Annotated in this window: 9 protein-coding genes and 1 tRNA gene; 4 read left to right on the forward strand and 6 right to left on the reverse strand. The window is 64.4% G+C overall.

All coding sequences use genetic code 11. The features are described 5' to 3' along the window. Positions 1-423: 423 nt before the first annotated feature. Together D107_RS0109145 and D107_RS0109150 are read right to left on the reverse strand one after the other, a co-directional pair. A tRNA-Ser gene (locus tag D107_RS0109145) sits at positions 424-514 on the reverse strand. Between the two features lie 93 nt (positions 515-607). After that, positions 608-937, reverse strand: a complete 330-nt coding sequence (locus D107_RS0109150; protein ID WP_018881310.1) for a DUF1820 family protein — start codon at positions 935-937, stop codon at positions 608-610. A gap of 111 nt (positions 938-1,048) precedes the next feature. Here D107_RS0109150 and D107_RS0109155 point away from each other — a divergent pair, with 111 nt between their 5' ends. The 4 genes from D107_RS0109155 (at position 1,049) to D107_RS0109170 (ending at position 5,751) form a co-directional block, all read left to right on the forward strand. Beyond that, entirely contained in the window at positions 1,049-1,909 is an 861-nt protein-coding gene (locus D107_RS0109155; RefSeq protein ID WP_018877178.1) for a diiron oxygenase, read from the forward strand. Between the two features lie 87 nt (positions 1,910-1,996). Beyond that, entirely contained in the window at positions 1,997-3,550 is a 1,554-nt protein-coding gene (gene mltF, locus D107_RS0109160; RefSeq protein WP_026280783.1) for a membrane-bound lytic murein transglycosylase MltF, read from the forward strand. 111 nt (positions 3,551-3,661) lie between these two features. Further along, a complete protein-coding gene (locus D107_RS0109165) occupies positions 3,662-4,972 on the forward strand; it encodes a TlpA disulfide reductase family protein (protein WP_018881313.1) in 1,311 nt (436 codons plus the stop codon). A 77-nt stretch (positions 4,973-5,049) separates the two neighbouring features. Further along, positions 5,050-5,751, forward strand: coding sequence for a rhodanese-like domain-containing protein (locus D107_RS0109170; protein WP_018881314.1), 702 nt, complete (start codon positions 5,050-5,052; stop codon positions 5,749-5,751). A 116-nt stretch (positions 5,752-5,867) separates the two neighbouring features. Here the strand turns inward: D107_RS0109170 and pgaD are convergent, their stop codons facing one another. The 4 genes from pgaD to pgaA are packed head-to-tail and all read right to left on the reverse strand — an operon-like array spanning position 5,868 to position 12,140. After that, positions 5,868-6,410 carry a poly-beta-1,6-N-acetyl-D-glucosamine biosynthesis protein PgaD gene (gene pgaD / locus D107_RS0109175; protein WP_018881315.1) on the reverse strand — a complete coding sequence of 181 codons (543 nt, stop codon included), beginning with the start codon at positions 6,408-6,410 and terminating at the stop codon, positions 5,868-5,870. 4 nt (positions 6,411-6,414) lie between these two features. After that, positions 6,415-7,677: a poly-beta-1,6-N-acetyl-D-glucosamine synthase gene (pgaC, locus tag D107_RS0109180; protein WP_018881316.1), complete on the reverse strand. Its 1,263-nt coding sequence runs from the start codon at positions 7,675-7,677 to the stop codon at positions 6,415-6,417. 12 nt (positions 7,678-7,689) lie between these two features. After that, a complete protein-coding gene (pgaB, locus tag D107_RS0109185; protein ID WP_018881317.1) occupies positions 7,690-9,744 on the reverse strand; it encodes a poly-beta-1,6-N-acetyl-D-glucosamine N-deacetylase PgaB in 2,055 nt (684 codons plus the stop codon). Then, positions 9,744-12,140 carry a poly-beta-1,6 N-acetyl-D-glucosamine export porin PgaA gene (gene pgaA, locus D107_RS0109190; protein ID WP_026280785.1) on the reverse strand — a complete coding sequence of 799 codons (2,397 nt, stop codon included), beginning with the start codon at positions 12,138-12,140 and terminating at the stop codon, positions 9,744-9,746. The genes pgaB and pgaA overlap by 1 nt, the downstream gene beginning before the upstream one ends. Positions 12,141-12,149: the final 9 nt, after the last annotated feature.

A 12,149-nucleotide genomic window follows, 5' to 3' on the forward strand; every position in this document is an offset into this window, starting at 1 on the left:
GGAGCAAGGTTCCCGGGCGAAATCCGGGTGCCCTTCTTTGGGCACTTTCTTGGGCAAGCAAGAAAGTGCCTCGGGGCGCGCTGGCGAGTCAGCGCAAGGCAGTATGTGGACCGGAGGCACCGTAAACACTGGATGACGAACCAGGACCAGCCACCAGCCGAACCACCGCATTCATTAGCCGAATGCCGAGCGCTGATGCCAGACATGCAAAAGGGGCCACTGGGGCCCCTTTACTTGAATCTGGCGGAGAGGGAGGGATTACTCGGCACGTTGTGCCTCGCCTCCGGGTCGTCGCCTGCGGCGACGCTCGGGTGCCGCTCCGCGTCACCCGTCGAACCAGCGTTCTTGTTCCTCAGGTTCGAATCCCGGCACCTCCGGGGCCAAACATGCAAAAGGGGCCACGCAGGCCCCTTTGCTCGAATCTGGCGGAGAGGGAGGGATTCGAACCCTCGATACGGGGTTACCGTATACACACTTTCCAGGCGTGCGCCTTCGACCGCTCGGCCACCTCTCCATTTTCCGCAACCGCTGGACGGCTACAGAGCGCGGAATCCTAAACCAGGCGCGGCAGCAGCGCAATGGAGGGCCGGTGGAAAACGCTTGCGGATCAGGACCCACCCTTGCCTGGCAACCCCGGGAAGGCATGCACGTTTCCACCCACCGCGCCCGCGTCGTGGATGCGCGGCGTCCCCACGGCGGTGACCTCGTCGATGCGAATCAGGGCATGCATCGGCACGTGGAAGCGCTCCACTCCCTCGAACTCGGTACGCAGGCGTTCCTCCGAGGGATCCACCACGACCTGCGAGCGCTCCCCGAACAGCACACCCTCGATGGTCACGAACCCGTACAGTTCATCCTGATAAACATCACGGGCGAACAATTCGTAGGTTTTGCCATTGTTCAGAAAGCTGATCCGGTAACGTATGTTCTTGTCCATGATCTTTATGATGGGGGAGCAACCGCAGATTGCAACGGGTTGGCGTTGGTCCGGACGGGCAGAGCCGGTATGATTCCCGGCGTCATCCGCATGGGCCCCGGCACGCCAACGATGAATTCCTCCCAGGAGCTGCTCGATCACTTGAGCCGCAACAGTTCGCCATACCAGGATCCGCTGACGCGGATTCGCTGGGATGCGCTGTCGCCGAAGGACTTCTGGATCCCGGAAGAGGCCGTCTCGCTATTTGGTACGCCGGAATACTCGGCGTTGTCCGCCGAGCAGAAACGCCGCCTGTCGCAGTACGAGTTCCTCTACTTCATCAGCGGGGCACTGTGGCTGGAGGGCCTGTTCATGGAGCGCATCTCGCGCATCTCCATGCACTCGACCGGCCGGCTGGACCGGCTGAACTACCGCCTGCACGAGCTGCGCGAAGAGGCCGGGCACAGCCTGATGTTCATCGAGTTCATGCGGCGCAGCGGCCTGGAGCTGCCGGAGAAGCGCTTCCCGAAGCCACGTCTCGCCACGCTGGTCGGACGCTTCGCCCCGTTCGAGTCCTCGATCTTCTGGATCGCGGTGATGATCGGCGAGGAAGTGCCGGATCGGATGAACCGGCTGATCCACCAGCGCCGCGACCAGATAAGCCCCACGGTGCATGACGTCGTCACCACCCACATGATCGACGAGGCCCGCCACATGGCGCATGCCCGCGACACGCTGGAAAGCTACCTGGACTCCCTGCCCGCCTGGCAGAAGACCACCTACCGGCCGCTGATGCGCCGGGTATTCCGTCAGTTCGTGCACGCCTTCTACTACCCGACGGCGGATATCTACCAGCTCGCGGGCCTGCCCGCGGGTCCGGACTACCGCCGACTGGCACGCGACAATCCGCGCCGGGCCGCCTTCATCGACACCTGTGTCGACCCCGCGCTGCAGATCCTGCGCGCTCAGGGGCTGGTCCTGAACTGGCGATAGGGAAACATTCCGGCCAGGACCAGCGCCCGGACCCGGCACCGCCGCGTCCCGCGCGGCCGTTCCGGCCGATTGGGTATCATCCAGTCCATGGCCCCGCACCTTCAGCTCCGACCTCCAAGCACGACCTGGCGTCAGATCGAGCTCGGCATCTTCATCGTGCTGCTGGTGATGATTGGTCTGCGGGTCTGGTTCCAGCCACCCTCTGCACTGGAGCAGCTCACCTTTCGCGAGGAGTTGCAGGTCGTTCTGGTGGACACTCCACTTGGCCGTTCGGAACTGACCATGGCCAACGGCCACGACCAACTGGACCTCGACTTGCTGCACGGCTTTGCGCGGGAGCTGGGCACGCGCATCCGGGTCACCCGCGTGGACACAGCGGCCGAGGCCCACCAGCGTCTGCGCGAACAGCGCGTGGATCTTGCCGCCGGCTTGCTGGTCGATCCCGGCGATCCCGCGGTCAAACCGGGCCCGGAGATCCTCGCGATCCAGCAGCTCCTCGCCTTCTGGCGCGGCAACGAAGCGAACGCGGCCCTGTCCGCCCTCGACGATCTGCCTGCCGGAACCCGTCTGGGGTTCACCGCGCAATCCCCCTTGCCGGAACGCCTGCAGAACCACCTGGCCCAAGTCGAGGCCTCAAGACAACGGAGCTCGACCCTGGCGGAGGGCCCCGAATCCGCCGATCCGGAAGAGAACCCCTTGGAAACGCTGAGCGACGAGCCCCGTGACCCAGCGATCGACCTGGTACCGCTGGGCACTGCCGAGGCGCTGCGCCAGGCCCTGGCCGAAGGCGAGATCGACTATGCCCTGATGAACTCGCTGGAGTTCGGGCGGTTGCGGCGCCTGCATCCCGAGCTGCGCACCGCGTACGAGTTCGAGCGCGGTGCGACCGTCACCTGGCTGTTCCCATCCGGGTTCGACCACAGCCTGATCGAAGCGGCGGAACGCTATATCGAGCGCCTGCGCGAGAACCGCGAACTGGAGCTGATGACCGACCGTTACCTGGGCCACCTGGAGACCCACGATCTGGTGGACGCCCTGACCTTCGCCCGCCGCGTGGAGGACCGCCTGGATCGCTTTCGCGGCCTGTTCGAGAGTGCCGGCGAGCAGTACGACCTGGACTGGCGCTTCATCGCGGCGGTGGCCTATCAGGAGTCACACTGGAATGCCAACGCCGTGTCGCCCACCGGCGTGCGCGGGCTGATGATGCTGACCCAGAACACCGCTGCGGGTCTCGGCATCGACGACCGCACCGATCCCGCATCGAGCGTGGACGGTGGCACGCGATACCTGCTGGATCTGCGCGAACGACTCCCGGAGCGAATCCCGGAACCGGACCGCACCTGGATGACCCTGGCGGCCTACAACGTCGGCCTCGGTCACCTGCACGACGCCCGTCGCCTGGCGGATGCGCATGGCGACGATCCGGATCGCTGGCTGGACGTGATGCAGTGGCTCCCGCGCCTTGCCGACCCCGAATGGTACGAGCGCACCCGCTATGGCTACGCCCGTGGCTGGGAGCCGGTCGTCTACGTGCAGAACATCCGCAGCTACTACGACAAGCTGATCCAGCGCTTCCCCGAAAGCGGCGACCACAGACCGCCGCCCCCCGAGCCGTATCGCCGGGTCCCGGTGTCGCTCTAGGTGTAATCTCTCAATAGGATGTCCACGGGACGACGGGACTGCATTCAGCACCGGCGGATCAATATCGAGCCCTCGTGCGTCTCTCCCCGAACACCCTCCGGAAAGGCCTGCATGACCCGTTCTCTCGCCGTTGTTCTGCTCACTCTGGTAGCGCTTCTGGGGACGCCGCTTATCGCCCTGGCCCAGGATGCCGGGGATCCAACCGGCGCTGCGAACGCAGCCGCCATCATCGAGGCCGGCGGCGCCGAAGTGCCGGTGGAGCGCTATCGCGCCGACGGCGACGCCGTGCTGCTGTGGTTCCCGTCCGAGCACGGGTTGCGCGACGGCCACCGCACCCAGGCCCTGGCCCTGCAGGCCATCGGCATCGAGGTCTGGCTGGTGGACCCCTTCAGCGGCCACTTCCTGCCGGAGGCGGCCTCCAGCTTCGATGACATGCCCACCACAACCGTCGCGAACCTGATCGAGTCGGCTCACGCCGATACCGGTCGAGCCGTCTTCGCGTTCGGCCACGACCGCGCCCTGCCCTGGCTGCTCACCGGGCTTTACCAGTGGCAGCTCGCCCACCCGGATGCGGACCACCTGGCCGGCCTGCTGATGGCCAGCCCCTACCTGCACACCGGCGTGGACACCGAAGGTACCGAGCTGCAGGCCATCGTCGGACTGACCAACCTCCCTGTGTACATCCTGCAACCGGCGCAATCCCCACAGCGCCAGCAGCTCGGCCGCATCCGCGCGGGTCTCTCGGAGGGCGGCAGTGCTGTGGGCGCCCGCCTGCTTCCCGGGATCCGCGACCGGTTCTTCTTCCGCCCCGATGCCACGGCCGGCGAGCAACTCGCGAGCGAGCACTTCCACCGCGAGATCGCCTTCGGCATGGAGATGCTCTCGCGCCTGCCCCGCCAGCGGACGCCGGCCGTGGCCGAGGCGGACACCGACCTGGCCGTGCGCACCCCCACCGGCAGCGACGCGCAACTGAACACCCTGGACGAACCCGTGGCTGCCCCGCCGCTGGAACGGCCCGACCTTGCCGGCGACACCCGGCGTCTGGAGGACTATCGCGGCGAGGTCGTGCTGGTGAACTTCTGGGCCAGCTGGTGCCCGCCCTGCGTGCACGAGATGCCATCCATGCAGTTGCTGGAGGATGAACTGCGCGCGGAAGGCTTTCGCATCCTCGCGGTGAACCTCGGCGAGGACGAGGCCACCATCCGCCGCTTCATCGAGGACGAAGTGCAAACGGACTTCACCATCCTCCTCGACCCGGACCAGGCCTCCCTGAATGACTGGCGCGCGATGGCCTACCCCACCAGCTACGTCATCGACCGCGAGGGCCAGCTGCGCTACTACCTCTTCGGCGCGATCGAATGGACCGAACCCGGCGTCATCGACCAGATCCGCAAACTCCTCGACGAACAGGCGCAAGGGTAACCCCGCGATCGCTCGAAATACCCGCCAGGCGTGGGCCCTTGCGCGTGCTCGTCAGCATTCGGGACTACGCTCAAGGAATGGCGGATGCCGAGGAGAATCCGATGAAAAAGCCCGAGCCCGCATCGCCCCTTGTACGCGGCCTGCTCGCGAGCCTGGCACTGCTGGTGGCCTCGCCCACCTTCGCGGAGGTGGAGGTGGGCATCACCACGGACATGGCCGAGTTCGAGGTACGCCACGGTGACGAACGTGTGATGGTGACCCGCGACCAGGACACCTTCGCGACCATCGATCTCGACTATGCGCAGATTGCACGCCCCTGTCCGCCCTTCTGCATCCAGCCGATGAGCCTGGGTCGTGGGGTCGAGACGCTGGGTGAACTGGAGTTCATCGATTACCTGCGCCAGACCACCGAGCGCGACGACCTGCTGATCATCGATTCACGCACCCCGCGCGAATATCGCCGCGGCACCATCCCCGGGGCCATCAACATCCCCTGGGATCGCCTGCACTTCGCCTCCGGGGCCGACCCGGACGACGTACGCAATGTGCTGAGCGACCGGTTCGACGTGGTCTTCGACGGGGACTTCTACGACTTCAGCCACGCGAAGACCCTGGTGCTGTTCTGCAACGGCCCCTGGTGCGGGCAGTCCCCCACCAACATCCGCACCCTGACCAATCTCGGCTACCCCGCCGAGCGCATCAAGTGGTACCGCGGGGGCATGCAAATGTGGCACGCCTTCGGCCTGACCACGGTCGAAGGTTCATCAGCCAAGGACTAGTCCGGTTACATCCATCTAGTCGTTGGGTACGCGGCGACGCCGTCGGAAGTACCCATAGCGCCTGGGGTGGCATTCCCCGCTGTAAACGAAACGGGTGCAGTGACAATCCCAACCGGTCAACCGTATCGGCGTTCACCATCCGGGTCCGCCGGATCAAAGTCATCGGATTCGCCGGGACCACTCTCAACCCCCGAAGGCGCCTCTGGAGCCACACACTGGACATCAACAATCCGCGCGGCTTCATCAAAATGAACCGTCACGATGTTCGCCGTCGCGATCGTCTCGGCCGCGAGACGGTCGATGCCGAAATGCCGGGCGAGCTCCTCCGTCCCCACCGGTTGCGGTGCATGTCGCCGTTCCTTGTTATGGAAGCGAAACCAGTTGTAACCGGCCCAGCCAATGAAGATCACGCCCGCCGAGAAAATAGCGATCCCGTACGCCTGTATTGCACGCAAGGTTCCCATGGGGTCGTCCAGAATATGGCGTTCGAACAGCTCGACGCCCAGAGCCCACCCGATCAGCGCGATCAGGGGCATGAACAGGTAAATCCAGATTCCCCACCCCACGATACTGATCAACTGACCCACGTACCGCTTTCCACTCGGCTCCAGGTCCGAGCGGTCGATCACCTTGGGTACACGCGGCCGCAAATGCTTCATGCGTTCATTTTTCCGGCGGCCGCAAGCCGCGATCCGGACTGATCCATCGAGCGCGCTCCCCGGAACGCTTGAGGAGGGCGCGCGGAACGGCCGCGACCGTGGTCGCCATGGACAACAACCAGAACGCCAGTGGATACCAGATCACCCAGAAGTAGTTCCGAAAGAATCGCCGGTCGGACTCATAGCGGCGGTCGATCGTCAAGCTGACAGAGAACTGTATGAGCGCCGTCAGCCCGAGAATCACGCCCGCCCATTGCGGCAACAATCCCGGCTGGATCCAGCCCTCCGGAAGATCGATCACCAAGCCCAGCAAAGCCACCAGGATGATGGCAAACATCACATAGGCCCAGACGATACTGGCCACGTACTCGAGCGCTACGCCCCACAATCGCCGCTTGGGCCAATGAAAAAGGCTGGTGCCGTGCCGGAGGATCGTTTCCACGCCGCCTTGAGCCCAGCGCAAGCGCTGACGCCAAAGGCCCCTCAGGGTCTCCGGCATGTAAATGTAGGAAAGCGCATTGGGCTCGTATCGGATGTCCCAGTGATCGAGCTGGAGACGCCAGGAAATATCAATGTCCTCAGTGACCATGTCACTGCTCCAGTACCCGACACGATCGAGCGCTGTGCGACGGAAGCCCGCGATCACGCCCGAGACGGTGAATATGCGCCCGTACACCCGCTGGGCCCGCTTGATCAGTCCGATGGTGGCCGAGAATTCCCCTACCTGGAGTTTGCCCAGCAAACTGCTGCGATTAACGATTCTGGGATTCCCGGTAACGGCGCCCACCCGAGGCCCCGAAACCAGGTGAAACATCATCCACGCCACGGCACTGGGATGCAGCAGCGCGTCGCCATCGATACAGATCAGGAAATCGTTCTTCGCCGCCAGTGCGCCGGTCCGCAGTGCCACGGCCTTGCCCTGATTGGTTGCCAGGTGCACCACACGCAGGCGGGGATACTCCTGGGTCAATTGATCGAGGATCTCGGGGCTGGCGTCGCTGCTGCCATCATTGACGGCAATGATCTCGAAGTCGTGGTATTCGCTGGCATGGGCATAATGGATGGTGTCGCGAATCACCTCGGCCTCGTTGAAACAAGGGATGATGATGCTGCACGAAGCCGGGTGCTTGCTGTCAGGCGGATGATCGGGATCGGTGCCATTGCGACCTTCCCAATGGAAGTAATACCAAACACCCCCAATGATCCAGACCCATGCCATGATCAGCGGATAGAAGAAGGCAAAGTTCATCAGGGCGTTGAAGGTCATGCCTGAAGGCTCCTACCGTGGGTGAGGGAAGGCATTCAGCGACATGCCCTCGAATGTGGGGCCAAACTCCGGCTGATTCCGGAGGAAATCGTCCGGGTAATACCCAAAGTTCAGCACCCCGCGCCGCACAAGCTGTTCCATCCAGTCGCGCAGGAGCCTCGCCTCCAGCCAGCGGCCCTCGCCGCGCCAGTCACGTGCCTGCAATTCGAACACGACGTCCTCGAAGCCCCCGATCTGCTCCTCCACCGCATCCGCAAGCCGGGCAAGCCAGATATCCGGCGGCAACTCGGTCCCGTCCAGCCAGGGCATGGCCATGATGGCAACCTCGTCGTACGCCTCGACGGCAGCGGGCAGCGCCTGAGCGAACCTGGCCTCGGCTTCCGGCTCGAGGACCACCCGCGCATACAGGTTGCGTGCGGTGCGAAAATCGAGCGACAGGTTGGTAAAGTTCCGCAGTCGGCCGATCACCTCGTCCCCAAAATCGATCAGCGCCTGGGTCTTCTCCTCTGGCCTCAGGATGCACTCCGAAAGCGGGCGGTCCGTTCCGGGCCAGCGCGCTGCGTGCTGGCAGGCGGCCAGATCCTCGTCAGCCGCCAGGTAAGCGTCGTCGTGGATCAGCACACCGGCAATGCCACTCGCGGCCATCCCAAGGTCCTCGTAGATCTCCCCGACAATCTCCAGCGACTGTGGAAGAAACGGGCTCAGACGGCGATAGTCACGATCCGCCGGCACAGGATCCCCTTCCGGGCCTGGTCGTTGCACGGACAGTTCGGCGTGGAGATCCTGGTCGGGCAAATCGAAGGCAAGCAACGGCATCCAGGCATATACGCGCACCCCGGCTCGCGTCCGGAGCTGCCAGGCGACCCGATTGAACAGATCTGCGCGCACGGGCAGATGCCGGTTCGGGAAATACAGCGCATCCGCATTGCCGTCTCCGTTCGGGTCGGCGAAGGCCTGCAGGTAGACCGTGCGGACCTGCATCCGCTGGATGCGATCCAGAAGCACACCCAGATTGCGATTGGCCTGTTCCGGGTCAGGATCGTAGACGTAATCCAGGTCCACATGGATCACCCGCTGGGGCTGCGGTGATCCCGCCCGCCTCGCGGATTCGGGGCGTACGCTCTGTGCAATCTCGATCGGCCGTGGATCTTCACTGATTAGTAGCCGATTAAAGCGCGCTTGTGTGGGATGGTTGACCGGATCCGCCCCCAGCGAGATCGACAAGGGCATTCCGGCCTCGGTTGCGAGCGCATCCACCTCCTCACTATGTGCACCGTACGGCCAGACGATGGAACGCGGGGCAACGCCCACCATTGCCTCCAACGAGGCACTGCTGGCCGTCATGTCATCGAGAATCCGCTGACGAAATGCGTCGCGGTCCTCGTAACGGCCGCTTTCCGGGTCATAGCGCCGCGTAATGGCTGCTGGCTGCTCGTTACCCTGCGGGTTGGCCAGAATCCCTCGATGCAAATCGTGACTATGACTGGCGAACTCCACCAGTCCCGATGCCTGCATCTCGCGCAGTTCGGACAAGGCCAAAAAGCCCTCGGCCCCGAGCGGCACCTCGTTGTACTGGATGGTCCCGGGCAGGGCTTGCTCCGCGGCCACCTCGCGACTCGCGCCATCGGCGAAGGTCTCAGGGTTGTAGGTCACACCGTCCCCGGCCCAGACGGTCTCCAGCCAGCCGGTCTGCAGCGCCACCAGCGCAGGGTATTCATAGGCCTGCAACAACGGGAACACGTGGCTGTAAACACTGGCCAGACCGTCATCGAAGGTCAGGAGAACCGCATTGGCCGGGAGTGGTTCCCGCCCCTCGCGGGCGTCCACGATCTGCTGCAACGAAACCGGCTGCCATCCCTGCCGCTGCATCCAGTCAAACCATTCCACCAGCCGCCGCGTGCTGACGGCGTAAGGATCCGGGTCCCTTCCCGGAACCACGTCGTCGCGCACATCGTGATAGGACAGCGCCAGGAAGTGCCCCTCCGGGACGGTGAAGGTCTCCTGCGCATGCACCGAAGCATGCCCTATACCCGCGAGCATCAGCAGGATCATGAAAAACCGTTGCATCAGAAGATCCCTCGCAGGCGCACCAGCCCAAAGAGCCGGTCTTCCCGGTCGCCGTCGTACGTGGTGGAACCCCAGCCCACCCCGTAATCGATGGACCAGCGACGATCCAGGTCCCAGCGATGCTCGTAGCGGAGCGCTACGGTCGGATCATTGCCGAAGCCAGATTGGTAACCCCCACCGACGGCCGCGTGAAAATGTTGTGTAAAGGCCCGGTCATAGTCGCGCCAGGTAATCCAGTCGTGGTCCACCCGAACCGAGGAGCTGGCCGACCGCTCCGGATTGAAATAGGGTCCGCCCGGCTGGCTGTTCTGCTGGAAAAAGAGATCGGCGCCCACATCGGTCGCGTGGTGGGCACTGGCATACACCCGCCGTGTCACGCCCCCGCCCAACGAGCTTCGGCGATTGCCGTCATCAATCGACAGCAGACCCACATTGGCATAGGCCGAGAGGGATTCGTGGGCCCGCCAGTTCACGGAAGCCGAGGCCGACCAGCCTTCGAGGCCCGCTTCGATTGCCCTCAAGGGCGTTTGCATCGAGTAACTGTCCGCTTCGATCCCGATCCGCCAGTGGTCACCGAGCCACTGCGACCACCCCGCCGCGATGCCGGGGTTGGCATCGCCCTTGAGGTCGCGATCGAACCGCACCCAGGCCTGCTTGCGACGGGCGTCCCACTCGATTCCCGCGCCAATGCGGTCATAGCGACCTTCCACATCGCCAAAAGTCGCCGTGGTGTATCGGTGTTCCAGAAAGGCCCGAAGCGGATGATCGGACCAAGGCGAATTCAGTCGTGTACGCCATTCCCGGTCGCGATCACCGCTGACCAGCCCGTCGCCACCTGATGTTCGGCCAAAAATCACCTCGCTCTCGATGGATGGGCGACCGCGGTCCTCCAGCTCTTCGGACAGGCGCTGAACATCCGGGGACCGGGGGAAGTCGGCCCGCAGGGAATCGACCTCCTGCGTCCAGGTGTCGTGCTCGCCGAGGTCGCGCGCGTTCTCCGCCCGATTGAGCCGCGTATCCCGGGCATCGGGTGCCCAACGCTCGGCAATGTCAGCAATGTCCCGCGAACGCGCCGGCCAACCACGCCAGCGGGCCAGGCGGGCCTGGGTGTTACGCAGCCCGGCGTGAGCCGGCGCCTGGCGGACCAGCTCCCCACTGCGCTCCCAGGCCAGGCCGAGATCCTGCCGATAGGCCGCGTCGTACACCCGAAGTTGATCGACATCGACACGTTCCCAGTTGGGGATCGGGTCGCGATCCGGTTCGACACTCAGCCAGACCGGCGTGTGGTGATGGGCACGTTCTAGTTGGTCAGCCGCCGCGGAATAATCTTCCAGCGCGAGGTGTGTGTAATAGAGATCCAGCAGCAACGAAACCTCCGGAGGTTCGTTCGCGGAAACCAGTGATTCGTACAGCGGTAGGGCCTTCTTGGGCTGTTCTTCCGACAAGTAGGCATCGGCTGCCGCCCGGCGCACATAGGCGGGGGCGATCCGATCGCCCGGAAGTGCCTCGAATGACCCAATCGTCTCCGGCATTCGCTCGAGTTCACGCAACAGAGCGATACGGTCGAAGCGAACCCGAAAATGCTGCGGATGCTCCTCCGGAACGCGCGAAAGGAACTCGTCTGCGCTCGCCAGAGCCCGATTCAGCTCCCGGTTTCGCTCCTTGTGGTTACCCTCGGCCTCCATCCGGGAGCGAACATCCAGCGCCTGCCGGATATCCGACGCAATAGTGTCCGCCTGGGTCTGATAGTGAACGTCGTCCGCGAACAGATCCGGCCGTTCCTGCATTGCAACCAACGCCCGGTGGCTGGCGCCAAGCGTCCACAGGGCCAGGGTCTGCTCCTGGAATGCCAGGGAATTCTGGGGATCGCGAGCGCGCGCGCGATTGGCCATCGCAAGGGCCTGCCGTGGTGCATCCACCTGGCGCAGGCCGTACGCCATAAGGGCCAGCTCTTGCGCCGATTCGGGCCAGGGGTCGATTTCTTCGAGGGCATCGCGCGCCGTTGCTGCATCACCGGCCTCGGCACTGGCCACGGCGAACAGGATTTCCGCCGCGGTACCCAGCCGCTTCCTGGATTGGCGCAGGACATCCGCCGCGGCCGCAAACTGCCCTTCGTCACGCAGGGCAAAGGCCCAGCTCATGTGGGCATAGTCCGGAACGGATTCGGGATCGAGGTCCTGGGTTCGAGAGGCGATCGCTGGGTTGTCTCCAGCCAGACGCAACACAACGATCAGGTCCGCTTGCAGGCGGGGCTCGTCCGGGAAACGCGCATCCAGCTCAAGCAAGCGATCAGCGGCCTCGGTCACGCGGCCCTGCTGGGCCAGCTCGACCGCCTGTTCTCGCTGCTGGTCCAGTGCTGAAGCGTACCCGGGAACCGACAGGGCCCATGGCAGCACGAGGAGACA

Source organism: Thioalkalivibrio sp. ALE30, assembly GCF_000377465.1.
GTDB lineage: Bacteria > Pseudomonadota > Gammaproteobacteria > Ectothiorhodospirales > Ectothiorhodospiraceae > Thioalkalivibrio.